This is a genomic window from Ruegeria sp. BH6 (assembly GCF_056538105.1).
The window spans coordinates 63,743-90,734 of the sequence record NZ_JBQFSR010000009.1; the positions used below are offsets into that span (position 1 = coordinate 63,743).

General features: G+C 54.8%; 23 protein-coding genes. 13 read left to right on the top strand and 10 right to left on the bottom strand.

Annotation, left to right across the window (positions count from 1 at the left end; all coding sequences use genetic code 11):
- Nucleotides 1-13: 13 nt before the first annotated feature.
- The 10 genes from ACR0B8_RS17015 (at nt 14) to ACR0B8_RS17060 (ending at nt 11,869) form a co-directional block, all read left to right on the top strand.
- Complete coding sequence (locus ACR0B8_RS17015) at nt 14-589, top strand: TRAP transporter small permease (protein WP_170351611.1); 576 nt, start codon at nt 14-16, stop codon at nt 587-589.
- Nucleotides 586-1,881, top strand: coding sequence for a TRAP transporter large permease (locus ACR0B8_RS17020; protein ID WP_170362219.1), 1,296 nt, complete (start codon nt 586-588; stop codon nt 1,879-1,881). Before ACR0B8_RS17015 ends, ACR0B8_RS17020 begins: the two co-directional genes overlap by 4 nt.
- The gene (locus ACR0B8_RS17025; RefSeq protein WP_480659140.1) at nt 1,881-3,773 is read left to right on the top strand and encodes a bifunctional sugar phosphate isomerase/epimerase/4-hydroxyphenylpyruvate dioxygenase family protein; all 1,893 of its coding nucleotides are present in this window, start codon (nt 1,881-1,883) and stop codon (nt 3,771-3,773) included. The genes ACR0B8_RS17020 and ACR0B8_RS17025 overlap by 1 nt, the downstream gene beginning before the upstream one ends.
- The gene (locus ACR0B8_RS17030; protein WP_480659142.1) at nt 3,770-4,606 is read left to right on the top strand and encodes a citryl-CoA lyase; all 837 of its coding nucleotides are present in this window, start codon (nt 3,770-3,772) and stop codon (nt 4,604-4,606) included. The genes ACR0B8_RS17025 and ACR0B8_RS17030 overlap by 4 nt, the downstream gene beginning before the upstream one ends.
- The gene (locus ACR0B8_RS17035; protein ID WP_480659144.1) at nt 4,596-5,783 is read left to right on the top strand and encodes a Gfo/Idh/MocA family protein; all 1,188 of its coding nucleotides are present in this window, start codon (nt 4,596-4,598) and stop codon (nt 5,781-5,783) included. The genes ACR0B8_RS17030 and ACR0B8_RS17035 overlap by 11 nt, the downstream gene beginning before the upstream one ends.
- A complete protein-coding gene (locus ACR0B8_RS17040; RefSeq protein WP_226689177.1) occupies nt 5,773-6,447 on the top strand; it encodes a hypothetical protein in 675 nt (224 codons plus the stop codon). Before ACR0B8_RS17035 ends, ACR0B8_RS17040 begins: the two co-directional genes overlap by 11 nt.
- Nucleotides 6,440-7,630 carry a Gfo/Idh/MocA family protein gene (locus ACR0B8_RS17045; protein WP_226689176.1) on the top strand — a complete coding sequence of 397 codons (1,191 nt, stop codon included), beginning with the start codon at nt 6,440-6,442 and terminating at the stop codon, nt 7,628-7,630. Before ACR0B8_RS17040 ends, ACR0B8_RS17045 begins: the two co-directional genes overlap by 8 nt.
- Nucleotides 7,631-7,783: 153 nt before the next feature.
- Nucleotides 7,784-8,698: a sugar phosphate isomerase/epimerase family protein gene (locus ACR0B8_RS17050; RefSeq protein ID WP_226689175.1), complete on the top strand. Its 915-nt coding sequence runs from the start codon at nt 7,784-7,786 to the stop codon at nt 8,696-8,698.
- Nucleotides 8,679-10,088, top strand: a complete 1,410-nt coding sequence (locus ACR0B8_RS17055) for an aldehyde dehydrogenase family protein (protein ID WP_226689174.1) — start codon at nt 8,679-8,681, stop codon at nt 10,086-10,088. Before ACR0B8_RS17050 ends, ACR0B8_RS17055 begins: the two co-directional genes overlap by 20 nt.
- Nucleotides 10,088-11,869, top strand: coding sequence for a thiamine pyrophosphate-binding protein (locus ACR0B8_RS17060; RefSeq protein WP_226689173.1), 1,782 nt, complete (start codon nt 10,088-10,090; stop codon nt 11,867-11,869). The genes ACR0B8_RS17055 and ACR0B8_RS17060 overlap by 1 nt, the downstream gene beginning before the upstream one ends.
- A gap of 834 nt (nt 11,870-12,703) precedes the next feature.
- On the opposite strand, the gene ACR0B8_RS17065 is transcribed toward ACR0B8_RS17060, so the two are convergent.
- The 10 genes from ACR0B8_RS17065 to ACR0B8_RS17110 form a co-directional block, all read right to left on the bottom strand.
- The gene (locus ACR0B8_RS17065; RefSeq protein WP_217356096.1) at nt 12,704-13,858 is read right to left on the bottom strand and encodes a Gfo/Idh/MocA family protein; all 1,155 of its coding nucleotides are present in this window, start codon (nt 13,856-13,858) and stop codon (nt 12,704-12,706) included.
- Nucleotides 13,858-14,913: a sugar phosphate isomerase/epimerase family protein gene (locus tag ACR0B8_RS17070; RefSeq protein WP_170362210.1), complete on the bottom strand. Its 1,056-nt coding sequence runs from the start codon at nt 14,911-14,913 to the stop codon at nt 13,858-13,860. Before ACR0B8_RS17070 ends, ACR0B8_RS17065 begins: the two co-directional genes overlap by 1 nt.
- 27 nt (nt 14,914-14,940) lie before the next feature.
- Nucleotides 14,941-15,999 (bottom strand): LacI family DNA-binding transcriptional regulator, encoded by a 1,059-nt coding sequence (locus ACR0B8_RS17075; protein ID WP_226689171.1) that lies wholly within the window; start codon nt 15,997-15,999, stop codon nt 14,941-14,943.
- Nucleotides 16,000-16,006: 7 nt separating this feature from the next.
- A complete protein-coding gene (locus ACR0B8_RS17080) occupies nt 16,007-17,629 on the bottom strand; it encodes a dihydroxyacetone kinase subunit DhaK (RefSeq protein ID WP_170362208.1) in 1,623 nt (540 codons plus the stop codon).
- Nucleotides 17,630-17,640: 11 nt separating this feature from the next.
- Entirely contained in the window at nt 17,641-18,633 is a 993-nt protein-coding gene (locus ACR0B8_RS17085; protein WP_480659148.1) for an ABC transporter ATP-binding protein, read from the bottom strand.
- Complete coding sequence (locus tag ACR0B8_RS17090; RefSeq protein WP_170362206.1) at nt 18,626-19,723, bottom strand: ABC transporter ATP-binding protein; 1,098 nt, start codon at nt 19,721-19,723, stop codon at nt 18,626-18,628. The genes ACR0B8_RS17085 and ACR0B8_RS17090 overlap by 8 nt, the downstream gene beginning before the upstream one ends.
- A gap of 2 nt (nt 19,724-19,725) precedes the next feature.
- On the bottom strand, nt 19,726-19,914 hold the full coding sequence (locus ACR0B8_RS17095; RefSeq protein ID WP_010442360.1) for a hypothetical protein: 189 nt from the start codon (nt 19,912-19,914) through the stop codon (nt 19,726-19,728).
- Nucleotides 19,911-20,849: a carbohydrate ABC transporter permease gene (locus tag ACR0B8_RS17100; protein WP_010442361.1), complete on the bottom strand. Its 939-nt coding sequence runs from the start codon at nt 20,847-20,849 to the stop codon at nt 19,911-19,913. The genes ACR0B8_RS17095 and ACR0B8_RS17100 overlap by 4 nt, the downstream gene beginning before the upstream one ends.
- Nucleotides 20,846-21,793, bottom strand: coding sequence for a carbohydrate ABC transporter permease (locus ACR0B8_RS17105; protein WP_170332156.1), 948 nt, complete (start codon nt 21,791-21,793; stop codon nt 20,846-20,848). Before ACR0B8_RS17105 ends, ACR0B8_RS17100 begins: the two co-directional genes overlap by 4 nt.
- A 79-nt stretch (nt 21,794-21,872) precedes the next feature.
- Nucleotides 21,873-23,192, bottom strand: coding sequence for an ABC transporter substrate-binding protein (locus tag ACR0B8_RS17110; protein WP_170362275.1), 1,320 nt, complete (start codon nt 23,190-23,192; stop codon nt 21,873-21,875).
- A 387-nt stretch (nt 23,193-23,579) separates the two neighbouring features.
- On the opposite strand from ACR0B8_RS17110, the gene ACR0B8_RS17115 reads away from it, so the two are divergent.
- The 3 genes from ACR0B8_RS17115 (at nt 23,580) to ACR0B8_RS17125 (ending at nt 26,992) form a co-directional block, all read left to right on the top strand.
- Nucleotides 23,580-24,359, top strand: a complete 780-nt coding sequence (locus tag ACR0B8_RS17115) for an MOSC domain-containing protein (protein ID WP_226689170.1) — start codon at nt 23,580-23,582, stop codon at nt 24,357-24,359.
- 231 nt (nt 24,360-24,590) lie between these two features.
- Nucleotides 24,591-26,048, top strand: coding sequence for a xylulokinase (xylB, locus tag ACR0B8_RS17120; protein ID WP_480659151.1), 1,458 nt, complete (start codon nt 24,591-24,593; stop codon nt 26,046-26,048).
- Nucleotides 26,045-26,992: an aldose epimerase family protein gene (locus tag ACR0B8_RS17125; protein ID WP_170362204.1), complete on the top strand. Its 948-nt coding sequence runs from the start codon at nt 26,045-26,047 to the stop codon at nt 26,990-26,992. The genes xylB and ACR0B8_RS17125 overlap by 4 nt, the downstream gene beginning before the upstream one ends.

Genomic DNA, 26,992 nt, shown 5'->3' on the forward strand with positions numbered 1-26,992 from the left:
AGGGAGAACCACAATGAAAGGCTTCATAAAGGGGTTCTCCCGATTGACCGAAGCGATTGCCGGCGGGATGCTGGCGGCAATCTTCCTGATCTTCCTTCTGCAAATTCTATTGCGCTATTTCTTCACCCCTGCCGGATGGACGCTAGAACTGATCGGCATCCTCTGGGTCTGGGTGATCTTTTTCAGCTGCGCTTTCATCGTGCGCGAGCGGGATCACGTAAAGTTCGACATCATCTACCTTTCGGTACCGATGCGGGTGCGCCAGGTATTTGCGATGCTGGCGGCCGCGGCAATCGTGGTCGGGATGCTCTATAGTTTCCTACCGACTTGGGACTACATCGACTGGATGAAAATCCGCAAGACCGCGACGGTACGCAATCCCTTTTCGGGTGAGAAGATACCGCTGCGCACCGTTTTCTCGATCTATGCCGTGTTCATGCTGGTCGTAGCGGCGCGGTATGCATGGCTGTTTTTTGACATTATGCGCAACGGCCCACCAAAAACCGAACTTGAAATGGTCGTGGGATACAACGTGGTCGACGAACATCCCCGTGTTGATGTGGAAGACGACGAGGACGCAAGCAAATGAGTTTTGAACTTCTTTCCTGCCTGCTCACACTCTTTGTTCTGGCAGGCATCGGGACTCCTATCGGGTATTCCATCCTGCTGGCGTCACTTATGTATCTGGGTGTCGCCGGTCTGGACGTTGCACTGGCGGGTGAAAAAATCCTGCAGGGTTTCTACAAAAGCACGATCCTGCTTGCCGTGCCTTTGTTCATCGTCGCCGCGAATATCATGAATGCTGGGTCGATCACCGATCGCCTGCTTAATTTTTGCGTCGCGGCGGTCGGGCGTTTCAAGGGCGGCCTCGGGCATGTCAACGTTGTGGCGTCGTTGATTTTCTCCGGCATGTCCGGTTCGGCTGTCGCGGATGCTGCAGGGATCGGCAAGATAATCATTGAAATGATGACCAAGGATGGCCGCTACAGCCGAGGTTATGCAGCCGCAATCACGGCGGCTTCGGCGACGATCGGCCCGATTATTCCGCCTTCGATCCCGATGGTTCTGTATGCGCTGGTCTCAAAGGCCTCTATCGGGTCGCTGTTCCTTGCTGGCATTCTGCCGGGCCTGATCATGGGTGTCGTTCTTATGGCGATGAACTACTATCTGGCTGGAAAGCGGAACTTTGCATTGGAAGAACCTGTTCCGTTGCGCGAGTTGCCGGCTAAAACCGCCAACGCGTTCCCGGCACTGCTGATGCCCGCAATTCTGCTGTACGGCATATATGGCGGCGTCACTACTCCGACAGAGGCCGCCGCAGTTGCTGCATTCTACGCCCTGCTACTGGCAGCGCTGTTCTACCGCGCACTGACCTTCCGTGGTCTTTATCAAGTGTTCGTCGACAGCGCGCGCTCTTCCGCCGCCGTCGGAGTGGTCATTGGTGGCGCGTTCATTCTGAACTTCATCGTCATTCAGGAACAGATTCCACAGTCAATCTCGGCCTTGCTGGAGGGTTCGGATGTCAGCCCGATTGTGTTCCTGATCCTCGTCAACCTGCTAATCCTCGCACTAGGGTGCGTATTGGACGCAACGACGATCATTCTGGTGATTGTGCCCTTGTTCATTCCCACCTGCGAAGCGCTTGGGATTGATCTGGTGCATTTCGGAGTGCTGGTCGTCGTGAACTCGATGATCGGTCTGATCACGCCGCCCTATGGCATTCTACTCTTTGTGATCAACGCCGTGACGGACATTCCGCTGCGTGAAATCATCTCGGAAATCTGGGCCTTTCTGGCTGTGCTCATCTTCGCCCTGATGATCATGATGCTGATGCCTGATCTGGTTCTGTGGTTGCCGCGTATGTTTGGATATCAGGGATAATGTGCCTTTCGGTTTCGACAACGTCGATCCCCGGTGATCTGGCTGAAAAGCTGAGTGCTATCGCTGACGCGGGATTCGGGGGTGTCGAACTACACGAACCGGATTTGACCGCTTTTGATGGGCCGCCATCGCAAATCCGGAATATTGCATCAGACCTCGGCCTGAAGATTTGCCTGCTACAACCCTTCCATAACCTCGAAGGTCAATCCGGCAGCGGTCGGCAGCGCGCTTTTGATCGGCTAAAGCGCAAACTCGACCTGATGAGCGAGTTGGGAACAGAATTACTGCTAATCGGGTCTGCTTACGAGGTCGATGCCGCTGCAACCGAAGAACAGGTAATCGCGGACCTTGGCGAGGCGGCCAAGATCGCGAAAGAGATGGGGTTGCGTCTGGCCTATATGGGCTTGCCATGGTCGGATCTTGTTCACTCGGATGAGCAGGCGTTAGGCGTCGTTGAAGCCATCGACAGCCCTCATTTGGGGTTGGCCTTGAACTCATTCTTCTCGCTTGCCGACGGGTCCAAACCCGCCCGCCTTCGGGACATTCCCGGAGAGCGGCTGTTCCATGTGCAACTGTCCGATGCACCCCGGCTTGAGATGGATATACGTCGGCTCAAACGGCACTTTGGGCTTCTGCCAGGGCTCGGATCGCTGAACCTTGCAGGTTTCGTGCGGGTGTTGTCCCGCGCCGGGTACAAGGGGCCTTGGTCTATTGCGCGCGTCAACGAAGCAGCTCCTCAACCCGGTGGCCGAACATTGGCCCGAGACAGCTATAGGTCGCTGGTGAACCTCTTGGACGAGGTGTCGCGGACCGAGCCCGGAACGAACTTTGGTATCCCGAAATTGCCTGAACGCGTTTACGCCTCAGGCTTGGAATTCGTTGAGTTTACAGCCGACGAAACGAGTGGGACCCAATTGGCAGACATGCTGTCAGCAATGTGTTTTCGAATGGAGCGAAAGCACGTCAGCAAGTCCGTCGAGCTGTGGCGGCAGGGGGCTATCAACATCGTAGTGAATACCGAAAAGGACGGTTTTGCCCAATCGGCGTTCCTAGGCCACGGCCCCTCGGTTTGTGACATGGGGTTGCGTGTCAAAGATGCGGATCAGACGGTCCAGCGTGCGACCGCGTTGGGCGCTCCGAATTTCTTGCAGCCGGTGGGAACAGGAGAGCTGGATATTCCGGCCATCCGTGGTGTCGGCGGCAATGTCGTCCATTTCATTGATGAGAAATCCGATCTGCATCGGGTTTGGGATATCGAATTTGAGCCGGTAGCGAAAACCAAAGCGACCCAGCCCGCCGGTTTGCGCCGTATCGACCATCTGGCACAGACGATGAGCCACGATGAAATGCAAAGCTGGCTACTGTATTACATCTCGACTTTTGAGATGGAGAAGTCGCCTATCGTGAATGTGGCCGACCCGTCCGGCGTCGTGCAAAGCCAGGCCATCGAAAGCCCCGAAGGCGAAGTGCGCCTGAACCTGAACGGGGCAGTTGGTCGCCGAACTCTGGCGGCTTCGTTCCTTGAAGATGGCTTTGGGGCTGGTGTTCAGCACATCGCCTTCCAGTCTGACGATATATTTGAAACTTCAGACCAATTGCTCAACTCCGGCTTTCCCAGCCTGTCCATCCCAGAAAACTACTACGCTGATCTGCAAGCGACTTTCGGATTGGATGACGATTTGATCGCCCAACTGCGCCGAGGCAACATTCTCTACGATCGGGCAGCAGGTGCCGAGTATTTTCAAATATACAGCCGCCCCATCTTTAATGGCTTCTTCTTCGAAATTGTTGAACGCCGCCTGGGCTATGCCGGTTATGGCGCGCGTAACGCACCAATTCGCCTCGCCGCGCAAAGCAAAATCCAGACCGTGAAAGAGGTGCAAACTCAATGACCGTGCTGGATGAAAACATGACAATGGATGAGCGCGCCGTTCGCCAATGGTGGCGCACATCCATCGTCGACATGAAACCCGGAAAGATCGCTTTTCGTGGCAATGCCATAGAGGACCTGATCGGGAACGTATCTTTCCCGCAAATGATCTGGCTGATGGTACGGGGCGGTTTGCCCAGCGATGCGCAAGCGCGCCTGTTCGAGGCTGCTTTGATCGCAGGCGTGGATCACGGACCACAGGCTCCCTCGATCGCGGCTGCGCGTATGGCTGCCACCTGCGGGGTGGGTCTCAATAATGCGATGGCGACTGCGGTGAACATGCTGGGCGACGTGCATGGTGGGGCAGGAGAGCAGTGTGCAGGGCTGTACTATGATATCGCGGCTCGCATGGATGGCGAAGCATCGTTGACCGACGCTGTGAGAGATGGTCTGGACAGCTGGCGCGAGACCTACGGCAAGATTGTCTCGGGCTTTGGTCACAGGTTCCACAAACCCGTCGACCCGCGCGCACCTCGGCTGATGCAACTAGTTCGAAATGCGGCAAAGGAAGGCACAGTTTCAGGCCGGTTTGCCGACATTGGCGAAGAGGTTCAGGCCGAACTTGCCCGTCAACGCGGAGGTCGACTGATTGCCATGAATATTGATGGCGCGACAGCTGTGATCTTCTGTGAGCTTGGCTTTCCTGCGCCCTTGTCGCGAGGGCTGTTCTGCCTGTCCCGCTCGGTCGGAATACTCGCCCACGCTTGGGAGCAGATGGGGCAGGGCGGTCGGAACAAAGGACCGATGCCCCCGAATTACTTACCCCTCTACGAAGACAGGAATGATGACACGTGAGACATCGAAATCCTTCCGGGTCGGCCTTATCGGCTGTGGTCGTATCAGCGATATCTATCTAAAAACACTATCCAAATATTCGAGCGTCGAGGTCGTAGCTTGTGCAAGCCTTGATCCTTTGGAAAGTCGCGCCAAAGCGGATCAATACGGTGTCGCCAAGGCCTGCACGCCAGATGAAGTGTTTGACGATCCGACGATCGACTGCGTTCTGAATCTGACAATTCCGGCGGCGCATGCGGAAATCAGTTTACGCGCGTTAGAGGCGGGCAAACACGTCTATTCCGAGAAGCCACTGGTTATGAATCGAACGGATGGTAAGGCGATCCTGCACATGGCCTCTGAAAAGGGGTTACTGGTCGGCTGCGCACCCGACACGTTTCTGGGCGGTCGCTGGCAGACCGTTCGGCGCTTGATCGACGAGGGTGCTATTGGCAAACCGACAGGGGTTTTTGCCCATGTCGGGACCCACGGGACGGAGCGCCACCATCCCAACCCGGATTTCTACTACCAGGCCGGTGGCGGGCCCTTGCTGGACCTTGGCCCATACTACCTGACCGCGATGATCTGCTGTCTTGGACCAATTGATGGGGTCGCTGGAATGGCACGGCGGACCTTTGAGCAGCGTATGATCGAAAACGGCCCGCGCAACGGCGAATGGATGGATGTCGAGGTCGACACGCACTCCCTGAGCCTGATGCAGTTCTCATCCGGAGCTATAGGGTCGATGACCATGAGCTTCGACATTTGGGACAGCGAAACCCCACGGTTCGAAATCTATGGTGAAAACGGAACCATCAGCATCCCTGACCCTGACCCGGTTCATGGTGCCAATGTCTTTCAGGGGGATGTCTGGTTGAAGACGCGAGACACCTCGCGCTGGTCTTATCAGCCCCGTCCAGCCGGTCGCGAAGACTGGCAGGTTGTCGAAAACAAACATGGGTTCAATGAAGACAGCCGCGGGCTCGGCCTTTTGGATCTGGCCCTGGCGGCACAAGAAGGACGCCAACCCCGTGCAAGTGGAGCGCTTGCCTACCACGTTTTCGAGGTCATGGACGCGATCGAACGGGCGCCGAAATTTGGCGCCTATCAGACGATAGAAAGCCGTTGCGAGTCACCCGAGCCTCTACCGGTCGATTTCCTAATGAATGAGAGGAAGGAGTTGGCGCATGCCGATTGAGACACTCGACTTTGCCCAGCCATTCTTTTGCGTCCAGCACATCACCGGTGAAGATAGTATGTCTATCGAGGGTCGTGCAATTGTTCTTAACCTTGGGCGACTGGATCTCTCGATCGAGGATCAGGCCGTTGCACCGCTTTCGTCCGTTATCGTGCAAGACAGCACGCTCAACGGCGTGGAACGTGCAGTCATTGTCCACGGTTTCGACGCCCATGCCGATGACAACGAGTTGTTTGCATGGGTGAAAGATACATGGCCATCTGCTTTCGATATCCGCCAAGAGGAGCGTCTGCGTGGTGTCAGCCACTACATGTCGCCGAAGGTCTTCGTGGGTAACGTTGGACTGACCATGTACCACTCGGGCTCGGTGCCGCTGAATGTCGGATTGCACAAGGATCATCCGTTCTGCCCGGTACCGGGGTTTCGCGAAGTGCATACGCAAATCGTAGGCTTTGGCAAAATGCAGCAATGCCGCGAACGGGACGTTGAAACCCTTTACCTCGAAGAATTCATGGCCCCCGGCACGACGCACAAGCCGATGTATGACGCTGAAGGCAACTATCCCTGGCATCAGTACGAGACGATTACGCCCAGCATCTTCATGGCGGTGGAAATGCTGCCAGAAGGCGTACGGGCCCCGGAAATGGAGGTTCAGAATGGCTGAGAGACTTTTACCCGAAAACCTGAATTTTGACGGTCCTTTTCCCCAGCTGTTTCGCCGTTTGCGGCTGGGCGTTGTTGGCGGAGGACGGATCTCTGTCACGCAAGCAACGGCTGCGCGGATGACCGACCGGTGGGAGGTCGTCGCAGGGGCGCTCAGTTCAGATGCCGCTCGCAGCAAGGCGCGTGGGGCTGAATGGTTCTTGCCGGCCGACCGGTGCTATGCGTCGTTCGAGGCGATGGCACAGGCCGAGGCGGCGCGCCCGGATGGCGTAGATGCCGTCATGATCACGACCCCAAACCACGTTCATTTCGGCGCGGCCAAAGCGTTTCTGGAGGCGGGCATTGACGTGCTGTGCGACAAACCCCTGACCAACGAAGTCGCCGAGGCCGAGGGGCTTGAGGAGATCACCGCTCGCACGGGGCAGGTCTTTGCCGTCGGCTATGCGATGTCGTGTTTCCCAGTGATCCGGCAGGCCAAACAAATTGTCGCCGAAGGAGGCATCGGCAAAATCAACCAAATCCATGTTGAGTTTATGCAAGATTGGATGACGCCCGAAGATGTGGCAGATGCGCCCCATGTCAAATGGCGGCTGGACCCCAAGATTTCAGGTCCGACCAGTTGTGTCGGCGATATCGGCACCCATGCCGCGCATCTGGCCAGTTTTGTCTCGGGCCTGCCTTTGACTGATCTGCGGGCCGAGTTCCATGTCTGCGGCGCGCCAAAGCCTTTGGAAGACACGGTATTCATGTTCACCCGCTATCAAAACGAGGTTCCGGGAACCCTGATGGCGACGCGCCTTGCCCCTGGAAATCGGGGTGGATTGCGGTTGCGGGTCTTTGGGAGCGAAGGAGGTTTCGAGTGGGACCTGGAGAACTCGGAACAGCTGAAGTTCAATCGGTTCGGTGAGCCGGATCGTACCATCAGCCGAGGTCACGGGCATGGCATTGGCCCCGGCGCTGAACGCCTGATCCGTACGGCGCGCGGCTTCCCCGAAGGGATTATCGAAGCATGGGCCAACCTGTATACTGAATTTGCCATGGCAGTGGCCGCGCGCCGGGACGGTGTCACAGTTCCAGCCGATTGGCTTACTTATCCCAGTGTCGATCAAGGCGCAGACGGCGTCCGATTTATTGCTGCCTCTGTACGCTCTCACCAGTCCGGAGGCGACTGGGTCACTATCTAAAGCATTGCCAAACGAAGGTTAAACACGCCCGGGGTATTGCCCGGGCGTTTTCATTTCCTGCCCAACATTAAAAGTTGATATTTTTAAAAATATCAGATATTTTTTACTACGTGTGATGAAATTGAGATTCGCAGACACGTGGAGCTGTCGTTCATGGCGAAACCCGAAGAGGCTGGCGCAAGCCCCTCTCTCTATTCCTTGGCGCATCTGACGCTGATTGGCTGTACGCCGCCCGAGTTGGTCTATATCGCCGCGCGGGCCGGTTACGATGCCGTCAGCCCACGCTTCATTCCGATGCATGTGCCCGGTGAATTCACTCAATCACCGATTGACAGGGCGCAGGTTCAGGCCACCAAAACTGCTCTTTCCACGACCGGCTTGAAAGTCCTCGATGTCGAGCTTGCGCGCATCACCGAAGATGTCGACCCGCGCAATTTTGAACCGTCGCTGGAGATCGGCGGGGAACTGGGCGCCAAACGCATGATCATGAGCGCGTGGACCAACACCCGCGATGATCGTGACTTCCTGATCGAGGTCTATTCTGAAACCTGCGAACTGGCGGCGCCCTATGGGCTGACGGTGGACTTGGAGTTTCCAAGCTTCTCGCGCTTGCGCACTTTGGACGAGGCGCTGGATATCGTCCGTGCCGCAGATCAACCGAATGGCGGTATTCTGGTCGATACGCTTTACCTGCATCTCAGCCGTGTGGATCTCGGAGAGCTCTTGCACGTCCCCTCGGACCTGTTCCACTTCCTGCATATCTCCGACTGCCTGCCCGGCATCGCCGATACGCGCGAGGGCATGATCCAGTTGGCCCGTGATGCAAGGTTGTACCCTGGCGAAGGCTGGATCGATTTCACCGGCATCATTGAACGGATGCCGCCCGTCGACTATTCCATTGAATTGCCCAACCAAAGCCGCGCTGCCGAGTTGGGATATGAAGAACACGCGCGTCGCTGTCTCAGCCACGCCAAGCGAACATTCGGCGAGGCGCGGTCACAGCGTCGTATGCCCGATGCAGCAATTCCAAAACACCAAGAGGATCATCATGGGCAAAGAGCTCACTGAAAACGACCGCAACATGGCGGGTGATATGCTGGCACGTGCCCGCGCTGCAATGGCCGAGATTGAGGATTGGGATCAGAACAGGCTGGACCGCCTGTCTCAGGCCATCGCGTGGTATGCGGGGAATGAGAAAACCTTCACGCGCCTGGCCCAGCAAGGCGTGGACGAAAGCGGTATCGGAGATCGTGAAGGGCGCCCTGCGAAGCGGTTTAAAATCCACATGGTACTACGTGATGTCCTGCGCACCCCATCGACTGGTATTGTCGAAGTCGACGAAGAGAAGGGTCTCGTGAAATATGCCAAGCCTGCCGGTGTGATTGCATCGCTGATCCCGATGACCAACCCGGCGATGACACCTCCAGTGACCGGTGTTTCCGCCGCAAATGCCCGGAATGCGGTCATCTTCAGCCCGCACCCACGAACCGCCCATACAACCTTCGAGATGGTTGAGGTCATGCGCGCGGCCTGCCGTGCCGCCGGTGCCCCCGAGGATCTGTTTCAATCGATCCGCAAGCCTTCGATCCCGTTGACGCAACACCTCATGGAGATCTGCGATCTGACGCTGGCGACCGGCGGTAAGCCGATGGTCAAAGCGGCCTATAGTTCGGGGCGTCCGGCCTATGGCGTCGGCGCGGGTAACTCGTCCATCGTCATCGATGAAACCGCAGATTTGGACATCGCCGCTCAGAACACTCGTATTTCTAAGACCTCTGACTTTGGATCAGGCTGCTCGGCCGACGGCAACATAATCATCCAGCGCTCGGTTTATAACGAGATGATCAAAGCACTGGAGGCCGAAGGCGGGTACCTGTGTTCGAATGATGAGAAGGCCATGCTCGAAGCGGCGATGTGGGACGAAAAGGGCAACCGTACATTCCCGACCATCGCCTGTCCGCCTCAGCAAACGGCCAAAGTCGCCGGCTTTAGCATCCCAGAAGATCGCAAGTTTCTGATGGTTGAAAATCAGGGGCAAATCGGGCCGCAGCACAAGTTCTCCAAGGAAAAACTGACCACGCTGATGGCGCTTTATCACTTCGACACGTTCGATGACGCGCTGGAAACGGTCAGCCGGATTTACAATACCGGAGGTAAGGGCCATTCCTGTGGGATTTATAGCCATAATGACGATCACATTGACCGGTTGGCGCGTCTGGCTCCGGTCAGCCGCATGATGGTGCGACAGCCACAATCCAAGGCCAACGCAGGTGCCTGGACCAATGGGATGCCCATGACCAGCAGCCTGGGTTGCGGCATCTGGGGCGGCAACATCACCAATGAAAACGTCACCATGAAACACATGATGAACTACACCTGGGTCAGCCGTCCGATCCCCGAGGATCGCCCCTCGGAGCCGGACCTGTTCGGTGAGTTCTTCGGGCAGGAGGTCGCGTGATGGACGGAGCGAAACTGGACGGAAAAACCGTAGCTGAACACATTGTCGACTTCCTCGAACGCCGTGAGGTGAAGCATGTGTTCGGCCTATGCGGCCATACCAATATCGCGGTTTTAGCTGCATTGGCGGAAAGCCCAATTGATTTTGTAACGGTGCGTCATGAACAAATCGCCAGCCACGCGGCGGACGCATATGCCCGCGTGACGGGCAAGGCCTCGGTGGTGTTGTCCCATCTCTCTCCGGGGCTGACCAATTGCGCCACCGGGGTCGCCAACGCCGCACTGGACTGTGTCCCGATGGTTGTGATCGCAGGCGACATTCCCACGCATTACTACGGCAAGCATCCGCATCAGGAAGTGAACCTGCACGCGGATGCGGCCCAGTGGGAGATCTACCGCCCCTTTGTTAAACGTGCATGGCGAGTAGATCGGGCAGACCTGATGGCCGAGATTTTGGAAAAGGCATTCCATCTGGCAGAAAGCGGCCAACCCGGACCGGTTCTGGTCAATGTGCCCATGGACATTTTTTCAGAGGTGATCCCATCGGACAGCTTTGATCGTATCCGCGACAACACCCGCGCGCTCAAGAAACCGTCTATAGATGATGAAACCGCGCGTGAAATCATTGAGGCTCTGGCACAGGCCGAAAACCCGGTCGCCTATGTCGGCGGTGGTATCCTGCTGGCGCAAGCCAGCGAAGAGTTGCGCGAATTCGTTGAACATATGGGCCTGCCAGTCGCGCATTCCCTGATGGGTAAAGGTGCGTTGCGGGACGACCATCCGCTTGTGCTGGGCATGACTGGTTTTTGGGGCACCGAGCTGGTTAATCAGACCTGCCTGAATGCCGACTACATTTTTGCCGTTGGGACCCGTTTCAAGGAGGCTGATTGCTCCAGCTGGTATCCCGGCTACACGTTCAACATTCCCGGCTCCAAGGTTATTCATATCGACATCGAACCGCAGGAGATCGGGCGGAACTATCCGACCGAGATCGGCGTAATCGCGGACGCCAAGGCCGCGCTTCGTGTGCTTATTCGGGTGGCCTGCGAGATGTATCCAGAGGGTTTCAGACGCCCCGCGTTGGAAAAAAAGATCGCTGGCTTCCGAACAAACTTCAAAACGCGCAATGTGGAAATGGCAACTTCATCTGCGTTTCCGATGATGCCCGAGCGCATTCTTGCAGATACCCGAAAAGCGCTGCCTGAAGATGCCATCATCACGACGGACGTTGGGTGGAACAAAAACGGTGTCGGACAACAGTTCGATATCCTGACCCCTGGCTCAATCCTGACCCCGGGTGGTTTTGCCACGATGGGTTTTGGCCCTCCGGGTGCGATCGGCGCGAAACTGGCGGCACCTGATCGTGTGGTGATCAGCCTGGTTGGCGATGGTGGTTTCGGTCAGAACCCGTCAATGCTGGCAACGGCCGTTGAACTTGATCTGGGCATCATCTGGCTGGTGATGAACAACAACGCTTTCGGAACTATCGCCGGCCTTCAAAAAGCGCATTACGGTCTGACCTATGGAACCACTTTCCCCGGATCAGCCGCCGCACCCGCAAACGGACCGGGCTATGCCGACATTGCGAGAGCCTACGGCGCGGAAGGGCACAGACTCAGCGCTGCCGACGAACTGTTGCCCGCACTGGAAACGGCAATCGCCAGTGGCAAGCCAACCGTGCTCGATGTGCCAATGATCAACAACCCGACACCAACGACCGGACATTGGAACATCCTCGACATCTATTCGCCAGACAGGGATGTTTCGCACGTTGCAACCTAAAGAAATTTAGAGTGTGCGATCCGCCTATGCATACGGCTTTTGCCTGTATCGGTTAAACAGAAGGGCAATTGCCGCTGTGCGATGGTTTTAGCTTGATGGAAAACCTTTGAGTCGCAAATGGCAAGACTCGTGCGTCGTGCTTTTTAAGGCAAATTAGAAATCAAAGATTTAGATGTCGCCGAATGGCAAAACTATGTGTCGCCTGACATCTTTGTTGAACGTCACCCGAACCTGCCCCAACTGTCATAGTTGGACCAGAAAAGCGGTGAACGTTCGACATCAGAAGGCACCCCCAGCGTTGGACATCAGTTGAACTTGACCTAGGCGCCATCAACTAACACGCCGCTGCTATTTCAGACTCCAGCAGACAGTTTCGTTTGATCTGACTTCCCGTTTGGAAAATCAGGCCTGATTTGCAGGTCGACAGCGAAGCTACCTGTTCGGGCTAATCTGCCACGTGGCGAACACAGGAGGGGCGAGGCAACGCTATTCGATAGGGGGGGTGCGGCCCGCAGGCAAAGCCGAGGACACGGCCCTGTCTAAAAGGGTTGCCTGAGGGGGAGGGCGGTGCCCTCACCCTGACGGCCAGGGGCGTTTGACTTGTCTAAATCCCGCTGGTCCACGAAAGGAAAGTGAGGGGAAGAAGGCCCGCCGCCATTAGCGATTGTATAATTCTGCCAAACTGCAAAAAACAATAGGGCCACATAGCTGCCGTTCAGAGACGTTCGCGGTTTGTTGTTCCGGAGTGTTCATCTGGAGGTTGGGTGCGCTTCGGTTTTTGGCAGATAGCCGTGCTGCCTTCCAAGATTTCTGCCTTATGCCCACAATCAGATTTTAAGTTAAGCTGACCCAAGCCGCATTCCTTGAAGAGCTTTGCACGCATGCGGCCACAAATTTAACACCATTGAGTCCGTCATGAACCGTTGGATAAACAACCGACCCGTCAGGTGAAATCCCATTTCGGAAGGCTTGGATTGCCTCTGCGGCCTCTCCATAGATATTCGCGAACCCCTCAAGATATCCCTCTGGATGTCCCGGAGGAACTCTACTCAACCGATTGGCTGCGTCACCAGCACCAGCACCATTTCGGGTGATCAAACGCTTGGGTTCGTTGTATGGCGTAAACCAAAGATAATTGGGATCTTCCTGAGACCACTCAAACCCGCCTTTTTCGCCATAGACGCGTAAACGAAGTGCGTTTTCATTGCCGGGGGCCACCTGAGACGACCACAGCATACCGCGCGCTCCACCTTCGAAACGAAGCAACACGTGCGCGTTGTCATCGACTTTGCGCCCCGGCACAAAGGCCTGCAAGTCCGCCGCCAAGCTTTCCGCCTTCAGCCCGGTTACAAAGCAAGCGAGGTTGTAAGCATGAGTCCCGATGTCACCGGTTGATCCACCCGCGCCCGAGCGTTCGGGATCGGTTCGCCACTCAGCCTGTTTGAAATCCTGCTGCTCGGTCAGCCAGTCCTGGGGGTATTCAACCTGAACCACGCGGATCTTGCCAATTTCTCCGTTAGCAACCATTTCACGTGCCTGCCGGACCATTGGATAGCCCGTATAGTTATGGGTCAGTATGAATAGGGCATTCGCGCTTTCCGCTGCTTTGACCAGCTTTTTTGCATCGGCAAGGGTCGAGGTGAGTGGCTTGTCACAAATTACGTGAATACCGCGTTTCAGGAACTCGCGCGCGGATGCATAGTGGACGTGATTTGGCGTGACAATTGAGACCGCCTCAATTCCGGATTTCAGTCGGGCTTCCCTTATCGCCATTTGTTTGAAGTCTTCATAGACCCGTTCGAGCCCCAACGCCTGACCACTTTCAAGAGATTTCTCTGGCGTCGAAGACAAAGCACCGGCAACCAATTCAAACTTGTCGTCCAGTCGCGCCGCTATTCGATGAACGCCGCCTATGAAGGCGTCGTTCCCGCCGCCAACCATGCCAAGTCGAATGCGGCCTGAGGTTTCTTCATTGCGTCCTGTGACCATCATTCAATCCCCAGCATTTTACGATTGGCTGCTTCGTCTGCGCCACCATCAGCGAAATCATCAAAGGCTTTCTCGGTAACACGGATAATGTGATCTGACACAAACTTAGCACCTTCACGCGCTCCATCCTCGGGGTGTTTGAGGCAGCATTCCCATTCGACAACTGCCCAACCATCAAAGTCATTCGCCGCCATTTTTGAAAAGACCGCCCCGAAATCCACCTGGCCATCACCAAGCGACCGGAAGCGCCCGGCACGATCGACCCAGCTTTGATACCCGGAATAAACACCCTGCCGGCCGGTCGGGTTAAACTCGGCATCTTTGACATGGAACATCCGGATCCGATCTTTGTAGATGTCGATATTGTCCAGATAGTCGAGGCATTGCAGCACGTAGTGCGACGGGTCGAACAACATGCAAGCGCGTGGGTGATTGCCTGTCCGTTCAAGAAACATCTCGTACGTCACGCCGTCGTGGAGGTCCTCACCTGGGTGAATTTCGTAACAGACGTCAACGCCGCAGTCCTCGGCGTGATCCAGTATTGGCACCCAACGACGAGCAAGCTCCTCGAATGCCGTTTCGATCAAGCCAGCAGGGCGCTGCGGCCAAGGATAGACATAGGGCCATGCCAATGCGCCTGAGAATGTCGCATGCGCTGTAATACCCAAGTTTTTCGAAGCAGATAGCGCTTTTTTAACTTGGTCTACCGCCCATTCTTGCCGGGCTTTCGGGTTTCCTCTGACGCTTTCGGCTGCAAAACCATCAAACGCGCTGTCATAGGCCGGGTGAACGGCCACAAGTTGGCCCTGAAGGTGGGTTGAAAGTTCAGTGATTTCGACGCCATTTTCCTTGGCTTTGCCTTTAAAGTCATCGCAATAACTGGCGCTGGATGCGGCTTGTTCCAGGTCGAACAACCGGCCATCCCAACTAGGAACCTGAACGCCCTTGTATCCACAGTCAGCCGCCCATTTAGTGATCGCGTCCCACGAATTGAACGGCGCTTCGTCCCCCGCGAATTGCGCAAGAAATAAAGCTGGACCTTTGATTGTTTTCATAAAATTTCCTCCCCAAAACCTGAGCCTCTATGGCGGTAAATTTTCCTTTAGATAGATGTCGATACGGATACGTTCCTGTGCTTTGTTGAACGGAACCTTGTCCGAAGTTGCGCGTAATAGACGGACGGCAGAACGAACAATGTGCCCGGTATCTTGCGAGATTAAGGCGTCAAATGTGCCAAGCCTAAGCGCCTCACGACTGAGCGGAGTAAGCTCATGAGCTATGATCACTAGATCTTTGCTGAGTTTGTTCTCTGAAAGAAATTGAATCAGGCCCGCATTGCCCGCTGCTGACGAGTATATTCCAACCAGATCCGGATAGGTTTCAAAGATTTCGGGCATCATCCCGTAAATCAGATCCGGGTCATCCCGGCCCTCGACAGACGCTACGACTTCCAGGTTCGGAAATTCCTCAGCCACAACTAGGTCAAAGCCTTGACGACGCTCTAGGTGGTCACGCGCCAAACGGGATCCTGTAAGGACCAAGACCTTGCCTTCGCGATGGACAAATCTTCCCATCAGCTGAGCGGCGGTTCGTCCTGCCGAAACGTTATCAATTCCGACAAAGTGGTCTCGCTCAGAACTTGGCAAGTCAGACACCAAGGCAACAACCGGAACGCCTTTGTCCCTGAGCCTTTTTACAGCGTCGCGGACAGAAGGCGTTTCGGGCCCGAAAACGGCGACTCCGTCAACGTCCAAACTTTCGACAGCATCTAAAATGTTGACGATATCTTGCGGCTCGAACGGAGCGACGTTCTTTACTGCAATGCGCGTCCGTTGGATAAATTGGTCACGTGTTTGTTCAGCGATCTGACTGCTTATTGCCTCCACAAACTCGTTGTCCGTGTCTGGTAAAACAAAGAGGAAATTGTAGACGCGGTTTCGCGCTAGGTTGGCTGCGGCGGTGTCGCGCACATACCCCAGCTGATCAATCGCCTTCTGTACTTTCTGTACAGTCACTGCTCGCACGCCGGGGCGCCTGTTCAAGACCCGATCAACGGTCGCCAGGCTAACACCCGCCACGCGAGCGATGTCATTAACGGTTGGCTTTTTCACCAATTCTAGTTTTTGTTTTTGATCTTCCACGTGTTCTTCAGCCCTCAATCTCCCGTGCTAAGCCTTCAAACAACAAAGCAACAGCTTCAGCGCCGGGATCGTTATGTCCAACTAGGTTTTCTTCGGGAACATAGGCCGCGCGGCCCGCCTTCGCACGACGAATACTTGCGGTGTTGTTCGCGCCTTCGCGGGCAGCCTCGGCTGCATGCGTCAGACCAGATGGTAGTGCGGCAAGTGCTGGTGCCAGGGCGTCAATCATTGTCCTATCACCGACCTTGGCACCCCCAACCTGACTGACGCGATTCAGTCCTTCGACCAGAGACTTCGGTACCGAAGCCCCGCTCGCACAGGCATCGCCAGCTGCGTTGAAGAAAATTGCGAGTATCACGCCGGAAGAACCACCCATTGTCTGGCTTAACTCATTGCCTAGTGCCGGAAATAGTTGCGTCAGATCAGCAAGCGGCATGCGGTCAAGGCTACCTTGCAAAGCTCTTGCGGCAGTGGCGAGTGTGCTTCCCGTATCGCCATCTCCGGATTTCGCGTCCAGCTCGTTCAGGTTCTTCTCTGCGTTGATGAGCAGTTCAGACAACCGGGTGATCGTTTCCCTTGTGGAGGGATTGTTCGAAGGAATTGGATCGATTGGAGTCAAACCATCAGGCAAAGGCGCTACTTTTATCGAGTCGATGGAATTGACGCCGGGCCAAGCCGCCAGGTCAACAGGCGCTTTAAGCGCCGATAAATCGTCCTGATCTACCGGCAGAATAGAAACAGAAAACCCGTGCATATCCAGCGATGTCATCATTGGGGCCGGGCCAATGATATGGTGGGCAATACCAGTTTCGGCCAGCGCATGCGTGAGGACAGCCATTTCCAGCGGCGTTGTAGAACCCAGGTTGTTGACCAACGCCACACAATCCCCGGACCCCACCCGTTGTTTCAGCTTCTCCACAACTGTGGACATAGCCGATACAGCATTTGAGAATTCGACTTGCTGTACACCGGGCTCGCCATGGATACCCAAGCCAAGCTCTGCTTTCCCGGGGGCGATCCTGTCTTCTTTCGGAGATCCCGGAACGGTACAGGTGTCCAGGCTCATACCGATGCTGACGACCTTGGCTATGGTGCGTCTTGCTGCGGCGGTGACGGTGTCCAGATCAGCACCACTTTCTGCAAGCGCTCCGGCTATTTTGTGCACGAACAACGTACCTGCCACGCCACGTGGTTGCGGAAGGTCGGGCAGGGCGATGTCATCATCAACGACGACCATCTCTACCTTGCGACCCAATGCACGGGCGCGTTCAGCCGCTAGTCCAAAGTTCAGCCGGTCACCGGTGTAATTCTTGACGATCAGCAGGCACCCAGCTTCACCCGTGACCGCAAGAATGCCCGCCAAAACCGCTTCGACTGATGGGGATGCAAAGACTTCCCCGCAGACCGCGGCCGTAAGCATACCAGCACCAACAAAGCCCGCATGGGCGGGTTCGTGGCCAGACCCTCCACCAGAAACCAAGGCGACTTTCGACTTGTCCCAATCCGACCGGTAGACAACCTTGATATGCGGGTATCCGTCCAATCGGGTAAGTTGCCCTCCGGAGGAGGCTAGAAGACCATCAATGGCCTCTGTCACCAGGGTTTCTTTTGTGTTGAGGAACTGGGCCATGCTTTTGCTCCTTAATTCACTCGCGCGCCGGACGCGTCAAAATACAATGGGTTGTGTGGGCGGATTTTTATTAATTTTCCAGATGGATAGTCCTGATGGACATCAATCAAGGTCACAACCGGGTGACCGTTTAAGTCCAGGTGCAACCGCGTTTGATCCCCAAGATGTTCAGCGCGTATCACACGCGCTTCACTGCCTTCGCCTTCAATGATGTTTTCCGGGCGCAGGCCAATCTGCGGGCCTTTGTGATCGCCTCCGAACAACTCGGACGGCAAGATGTTGATCCGAGGCAGACCCAACCGGCTGGCTACGTAAACACTGCCCGGGTTTTCATAAATGTCCCGGGGTGTTCCGTACTGCACCAACCGGCCGTTTTCCAAAACCCCGATATGCGTCGCCATTGTCATGGCTTCGACCTGATCATGGGTCACGTACAGCAAAGTCGATCCCAGATCTGCGTGAATTCTCTTCAGTTCTACCCGCAAATCCGCCCGTAGCTTGGCGTCCAGAGAGCTGAGCGGTTCGTCCATCAGAAATATCTGGGGGTCGCGCACAAGCGCCCGTCCAATTGAAACGCGCTGCATTTCACCGCCAGACAATTCAGTGGCTTTGTTGTCCATTTTGTGCGGGATCTGGAGGATCTCAGCGACTTCGTTTACCTTCCTCGTGATCTCATCCTCTGGTGTTTTCAGGATCGGCGACCGCAGAGGGAAAGACAGGTTTTCCCGCACTGTCATATGCGGGTACAGCGAGTATTGCTGGAAGACCATTGCTACATCGCGCTGAGCGGGAGTGTCTATTCCAACGTCACGCCCGGCGATGCGCACTGTTCCTGAGTCCAGTTTCTCAAGCCCTGAAATCAATCTCAGTGTCGTTGTTTTTCCCGCGCCAGTCGGACCCAACAACACCACAAAGGCACCGTTGGGGATCGTCATTGAGATATCATCCACCGCTGTGACGTTGCCGAATGACTTCGAGATGTTCTCCAAAACGACTTCAGCCATTGCTTAGTACCTCGTCGTTCAGAGCGGACCTCAACGCGCGCCCGGTAGATTTTTCAAACAAAGTTACTGCGGGGGAGCGGAACTCCAATCCCACTGTCTCACCGGGACCGACAACTTCGCGTGCATCAATCCGGGCTTTCAGTTCTCCATTCGGGCTTTGCAGCGTCACGATCTGAGTGGTTCCCAGATATTCCGCTGCCAGAACCTTGGCCCGGTAGGCGCTCGCATCCGATAGAAAAACATGTTCGGGACGGACACCAAAAACCAATTCACCTTCCGCCCCTTCCATCAATCTCGGTACGGCTTCGTCATGGCCGTTCAGTCGAACCGTTTCCGAGCCGGGTTCGACCTTTCCCTGAAACGGCAGGAAGTTCATCGAAGGAGACCCGATAAAATCCGCCACAAACATCGTCGCCGGTTTGTCGTAGATTTCCTGAGGTGTGCCGAATTGCTCGATCACAGCATTATTCATCACCACGATCTTGTCGCCCATTTGCATGGCTTCCAGCTGATCATGCGTGACGTACACAGTGGTCGCCCCCATGCGATCATGAAGCGCACGCAACTCTTCGGCCATGTGTTCCCGAAACTCGGCATCCAAGGCACCAAGGGGTTCGTCCATCATGAACGCTTTGGGTTCGCGAACAATCGCGCGCCCCAGCGCCACGCGTTGCCTGTCGCCACCTGAAAGTCCACCAACCGGGCTATCGAGGATGTCGTTGATCCCCAGAATTCCCGCGACTTCCTCTACTTTGGCTTTGACAGCAGCACGCGGCATGCCCTGCGATATCAGGGGGTAGCTGATATTCTTGCGCACGTTCATGTGGGGATACAGCGCGAACATCTGGAACACGAAGGCAATGTCCCGTTCTGATGGCGGCCGCTGGCTGATCTCTTCACCGTCCAGATAGATTTCACCCGACGTTGGAAGCTCCAACCCTGCAATCATCCGCAGTGTCGTCGTCTTTCCGCAGCCAGATGGCCCGAGCAGCATGAAAAACTCACCATCCTCAATCGTGAACGAGCTTTCGCGGACAGCCGTGAAGTCGCCGAACATCTTCTTTACGTTTTTGACTACGATCTGGGCCATTTCTACTCCGGGAAATGGCTGACGATGATGAACATGACGGTTCCGATCAGCGTGACGATGAAAGAGTAGGTGAAGGCCCAAAGGACAAAGGGCTGCATCAGCATAAAGACACCCAGTGCGATAAGGATGGTTGCGACCATCTCCCATGGGCCGCGGCGGAGCCGCATCAATCCGGTTAGAAAGTCGCTCATTTGCGCACGGCTCCGAATGTGATCCCACGCAGCAAATGTTTGCGCATCAGGATGGTGAAAATCATGACGGGGATGAGGAAGATCGTTGCACCGGCCGCCACGGCAGGCCAGTCCAGACCGCCGATACCGATAATGGTCGGGATGAACGGTGGTGCAGTCTGTGCGTTCGCGGATGTCAGCAGCACGGCAAACGCGTACTCATTCCAGGCGAAGATCAGGCAAAAGATAGCTGTTGAGGCTATGCCGGTCGCGGCTTGCGGCAGAACCACTTTGTAGAATGCCTGAAACCTCGTGTAGCCATCTATGAGGGCGGCCTCTTCGTACTCTCTTGGGATTTCGTCGATGAAACCCTTCAGCAACCAGACCGCCAGGGAAATATTCACACCCGTATACAGCAGGATCATTCCCAGATGCGTGTCGCTCAGCCCAAGGTTTCTGAACATCAGGAAGATTGGGATGGCAACAGCGACCGGGGGCATCATCCTTGTACTGAGGATGAAGAACAGCAGGTCGTCCTTTAATGGGACTTTGAACCTGCTGAACGCGTAGGCGGCCAGCGTGCCAAGAAAGATACTCAAGAACGTCGAGCCGAATCCGATGATAACTGAATTCATAAAGCGTTCACCGAATTTGGATGGTCCGACAATCACCATGTCGTATTGGCGCACGATCTCATCGGCCCAGTTCTGCGGTGGGTTCGCTTCCAGAAATTCCTGCGTCTGCCGCGTGCGTGTGGTGAAGAGATTGACGTAGCCTTCAAGCGTTGGGTCAAAGACAACCTTGGGCGGGTAGCTGATCGCATCGGCTGGAGACTTGAAGCCAGTTAGCAAAATCCAAACCAGCGGGATCATCGTGATCAGCGCGTAAGTAATGACCAAGAAGCCTGCGATCCACTTGGACCGGTTCGAAGGTTCAGTGACGGAAAAACTACTCATCTCTGTTTCACCTTGTTCAGGGCTTTGACGTAGATCGACGCAAGGCCGAACACGGTGACGAAAAGGATGATCGCATAGGCCGAGGCATAGCCCGTACGCCACTTTTCAAAAGCCTCCCGCTTGAGATTGATTGAAGTGAGTTCCGTAACAGAACCGGGCCCTCCACCGGTTAGCTGAACCACTAGGTCGAACATCTTGAAGTTCTCGATCCCTCTAAACAGCACGGCCAGCATCAGGAACGGCAACACCATCGGGATGGTGATCGTAAAGAACTGCCGCAGCTTGCTGGCTCGGTCGATCTCAGCTGCCTCGTAGATGTAGTCGGGAATGCTGCGCAGACCGGCCAGACAGATTAGCATCACGAAGGGTGTCCACATCCAGGTGTCGACAATCACGATCGCCCACGGGGCCAACGTGACCGATCCCAGCATTTCAAAGCTCGATGGGTCCTTGCCGGTAAACCAGGACACGATGTAGTTAAACAGGCCGATTTGAGGTTGATACAGGAACTTCCAGAAGTTCCCGACGACTGCAGGAGACAGCATCATCGGCAGCACGATAATCGTGGTCCAAAGATCGTTGCCCTTAAATTTCTTGTTGATCAACCATGCTAGAGTAAACCCGATCAGGACCTGGAAAAAAATTGTCCAGAACAGGAAATGCGCCGTCGCCTGCATATTCAGCCAAGTGTCCGAGTCTGTCAGGATGCGCTCGTAATTCCTGAGCCCGACATCTTTGACTTCACGCCCGATCCGGTTGGCCTTGTAGTTGGTAAAGCTCAGTTGGATGGTCCAGATCAAAGGAAAGATGTTGATCGCCAGCAATAGAAAAATCGTTGGTGAGATGAATATCCAGGCGATCGCGCGGTCGGATAACCCTCGGATTTTTCGCGCAACTCGCTCGGGCGTTGCCTGCGCAACGCGATCTACGGTCCTGTCAGACATCTCTTTGCCAGTTCTTTTTGGTTTCGGACTCACGGGTGAAGGTGGAGCGGGATTGCACCCGCTCCTAGCTGCCTCCAGACTACAGCTTGCCTTCGTCTTCGAAGACTTCCGTCCAATCTTCGATCAGAAGATCTAGCGCTTCTTGAGCTGTGCCTTGGTCGGCAACCACGTAGTCGTGGATGCGCTTCTGCATTGCCAGCAGCAGTTCCGCATAGGCGGGCTCTTGCCAGAAATCCTGAACTCCAGCCATTGCTTCCAGAAAGTCACCGGCAAACGGTTGGCTGTCTACGAAACCAGGATCTTCCAGCACCGAGTTATGTGCCGAATAGCCTCCAAGTTCCCACCATTTGGCCTGAACTTCCGGCTGTGCAAACCACTTAATGTACTCAAGTGCGGCGTCCTGTTTGTCAGAGTAGCTGACGACAGAAATACCTTGTCCGCCGAGTGTCGAGCCTGGCTGATTTTGTGGTGGGTTCACGAAGAAGTCGATCTTGTCACCGCCTGTATTGGGATCGGCATATAGACCAGGGAAGAACGCAAACCAGTTCATAGCCATAGCGACCTGACCGGACTTAAATGCATCCAAGCTCTCACCCATGTAGGAGTTGGTATATCCAGGAGGCGTCGCCGTTTTGTAGAATTCTTTATAGAACTCGAGCGCCTCAACCGCTTCCGGTGAGTTTACGGCGCCTTCCATGTCATATGAGCCCGGGGTGTTTTCGTATTTGAAGCCCCAAGGATACAGTGCTCCGGTCACACCCATGGTGATCCCTTCCGAGCCGCGCTCGGTAAAGATTGCTGCCCCATAGACGGTCTTGCCGTCGATCTCACGACCTTGGAAGAACTGCGCGATCTGCAACAACTCTTTCTGAGACTGCGGTTCACGTAGGTCCTGACCAGTCGCCTCTTTGTATGCAGCTTGAATTTCGGGGTTTTCGAACCAGTCCTTGCGATAGAACCAGCCATTCGCATCGCCCATCGCAGGCAGTGCGTAGTAATTTGGTGTGCCCTTAGGCCAAGTCGAATAAGCATAGACCGTGGCCGGCGCGAAATCGTCCATGCTGATGCCTTCAGCATCGAAGAATTCGTTCAGTTGGACATAGTGGCCGTTTTCGGCGCCGCCGCCGATCCATTGGCTGTCACCAATCAGCAGGTCGCAGAGCTTACCCCCAGAGTTCAGTTCATTCAGCATCCGGTCCGCAAAATTTGGCCAGGGAACAAATTCGAAGTTCATCGAGTGGCCGGATTCTGCTTCGAATTCTTTTGATAGCTCAACAAGCGCGTTGGCCGGGTCCCATGCAGCCCAACAGAGTGTCAGATCTTCAGCATTTGCCTTGGTAGAAAGAGTAGTAGCGGCAAAGACTATTGCGCTGGCCGAGGCCAGTTTTGTGTAAGTCATCCATTCCTCCCTTTTTTGCGCCGTCAATCGAGGATGTGCGAATCGCGGCATACATCCAAGGCTATTTGAGGTACGCACCTCAAGTCCAGATAATTTTGAGGTTCGTACCTCAAGAGGCCAGCAGAGATCGCAAATTTTGTCTCTTAGCTAATGATTCCTAGAGAAATTGTTCTTTGAACTTGATGCGCATGTATTTTTGGCAGCGAGGTATTGAATGGTCATATCGACTTAAATGGGCGCAGCCGTCATGCGGCCAACAGGTTCAGCGAACCCGCTTCTGAAGCGTTCAAAGATTATTTGGTCGATACCTTTGAGAATTCGAGATAGCGTCAAACAGCGCGGACAACTCGGGACCGTGCATAACTCTTTTTGGTTAGGTGTTGACGTATGAGCAATCTCTCCATCGTCCGATTGAACCGCTACCCTATAAAAGGCTTGAGTTCCGAGCCTATGCGAACTGTGACGCTGCGAGCAGGAGAGGGCATTCCGGGCGATCGCCTGTTCGGATTTGCTCGCTACAACTCCGGTTTCGACATTCAGAACCCAATGCCTCTGCCGAAAGATCGTTTTGTCGTATTGTTGAACGAGGCTGCACTGGCAGGCATTCAGACCGGTTTTGAAATTGAATCTCAGGCACTTGAGATCAATGCGAACGGAAAGACACGACGCTTTGATATGCGAGAGTCTGAAGATCGGGAGAAGGCGGCAGAGTTCCTTTCTTCAGAGATCGACTTAAAAGATCCAGAGCTGCCAAAGTTTGTTTCTTCTACTCCTCATAGGTTTACAGATGTATCTGTCGTATCGCCGCAAATGATGAACGCGATATCCGTTTTGAATCTGGCCTCTGTGAAAAAGTTGGGCGAACAACTGAACGCAGAAATTCACCCGGCGCGCTTCCGAGCGAATATTGAGATAGACGGATTACCTTCGTTTGCTGAGCTGGATGCAGTTGGATCAGTTTTAAGATTTGGCGATGTCGAGTTGAAGATACTCTCACGTACGAAAAGGTGTGCAGCAACTGAAGTGAACCCGAAAACGGCCGAGCGCGACTTGAAAGTACCCTACCTTATTCGGAAATTGATGGGCCATATGGATATGGGCGTCTATGTCGAAGTGGTTAGTGGTGGAACGCTAACGGTCGGTCAAACCGGGGAAATACTCGCTTAAACCTTGCCTCCTGCCAAAGTGGCTTTTCTAAGAGGTTTGAGCCATGTTCGGTCAGACGATTAAACTCAACTCTTGCTCTGACTTTCTTTTGGCTATCCGGGGTATCGAAGGACGTCGCGTTCGAGCGTTCTGATCCAGAAACGATTGGAAGGCACTCCTTTGACGGAGCCTTGACAAGATCTCTGTTTCAAATAATTTTAGTCATTAAAATATTTAGACAGGTGGTGCTCAATGTATCTGGGCTTAGATTTGGGAACGTCAGGTCTCCGCGGGATTCTGGTAGATGACTCAGGACACGTTGTCGGTGATGCCGAAGTCAGCATTTCCACCTCGACGCCCAAGCCTGGTTGGTCTGAGCAGGATCCTTTGGATTGGACCAACGCTTGCGACGAGGTTGTTGGGAAGCTTCGCGTCGGCAACCAGCAAGCATTCTCAAAATTGCGAGGTATTGGCCTAAGCGGACACATGCACGGCGCTACACTACTGGATTCTGATGGCGAAATATTGAGGCCCTGTATTCTTTGGAACGATACACGGTCAGCTGATGAGGCGAGGATACTGGATCAATCGCCAGAGATGCGCGCAATATCGGGAAACATCGTGTTCCCCGGGTTTACGGCGCCGAAACTCGAGTGGTTGCGCAGCCATGAGCCGGATGTGTTTTCAAAGGTAGACAAGGTACTGCTGCCGAAAGATTATTTGCGGTTTTGGCTTACTGGCGAATATATCTCAGACATGTCTGACAGCGCAGGAACATCCTGGCTGAACGTTGACACTCGGCAGTGGTCCGAAAGGGCGCTGGCCATAGGTCACATGCGTGTCGAGCAGATGCCAAGCTTGGTCGAAGGCAGTGATCCGGGTGGAGAGTTGAAGGTCCGTTTGAGGCAGGAGTGGGGGCTTTCGAATCCGGTTGTCGTGGCTGGAGGTGCTGGCGACAATGCTGCCGCTGCCTGCGGGATCGGGAGCATCAACGACGGCACCGGTTTTGTCTCACTCGGAACGTCTGGCGTGTTGCTTGTTGCGCGGGAAGCCTATGCTCCTGATCCGGAAACAGCCGTACACTGTTTTTGTCATGCGGTTCCTGATCGGTGGATACAAATGGGTGTCATGCTTTCAGCAACGAACAGCATGAACTGGCTTGCTCGCAATCTAGGCGAACCCGTGGAAAGACTTGCTGCAGCTATGCCAGGAGAATTAAATGGACCTTCTGCGATCACCTTCCTGCCATATCTGTCAGGAGAACGGACGCCGCATAACAATAGCCATATTCGAGGCGCGTTTTTGGGCGTGGACATCTCGTCGGAACCCGCTGAGTTGACCCAGTCCGTAATGGAGGGTGTTTCTTTCGGAATGAGAGATTGCCTGGAAGCACTGAAGAGCACCGGAACCCAGCCAAATAGCCTTATGGCAGTTGGAGGAGGTGCGCGATCTCGGTTCTGGCTGGAAACCTTGGCTACTGTTTTGCAAGTTCCGCTGGAATTGCCAAAAGGCAGCGAATTCGGTGCCGCAATGGGCGCTGCACGACTCGCGATATGTGCTGCCAACGGCGCTGAACCGGCGCAAGTCATGACGCCGCCGGAAAATCAGGAACGCATTGAACCACGCGGCGATCTGATTGACGCCTACGAAAACGAATACCGGAGATACAAGCAATTCTATCAGGCGCTTGCGCCGCTGGCAGTAAGATGAAACCAGAAACGGGTAAAGCCTCTGGGATTGAAGCTGCTAGTATCACGGACGGGGATATGCGTGTTTCGGTCCTGAACTATGGGGCTATTACGCAGGGTTGGTGGTACAAGGACGTCCCGCTCATCCTTGGGTTCGAGGAACCAAATGAGTATCTCGCCGATACGCGTTACCTGGGCGCAATTGTTGGGCGCGTTGCCAACCGGATCAGAGGCGCGACGTTTGAATTGGATGGTGCCAGTTTTGAACTGATCGCCAATGAGGGCAAAAACACCCTGCATGGCGGCGACGATGGGCTGTCTAAACAGTTCTGGGAATTCGAACTGATTGCACAGAATGAGGCCCTGTTGAGTTACGTTTCTCGCGATGGGGAGGGCGGCTTTCCAGGGGAAATCAGGTTCGAGGTCAGGATCTGCCTACAGGGTTCACGCTTGGTCTATTCAGTAGCTGCACAACCTGACCGGCCGACGCCGATAAGCATTGCGCAACACAACTACTACACTTTGGGTGCCGTAGAAGGCGTAGACCAGCATACGCTTAAACTAACTTCAAATCGGTATCTTGAAATCGACGATCAGGGTATTCCGTCGGGCAGAGTGCTTGCGACCAACGAAAACGGGTTGGATTTTTCAACGCCTAATATGATTGGAAGTGTGCCTGATGGGATTGATCACTATTTCTGCTTTGATCATGATCGCGGCCCAAAGGCTCCGGTGGCGGAACTCACTTCACCCTCTGGCCTTGCGTTGACAGTCTACTCTGACCAGCCCGGAGCACAGGTTTATTCGGGCTATGAGCTGAAAAAACCGCGGCGCACTTCGCGTGGTGTGTGTATCGAGCCATCGGGTTATCCCAACGCACCGAATATCTCTTCGTTTCCCTCAACAATCTATACTCCGGAGAACCCGTATCGGCAGGAACTTATTCTAGAAGTTTCTAAGGAATGA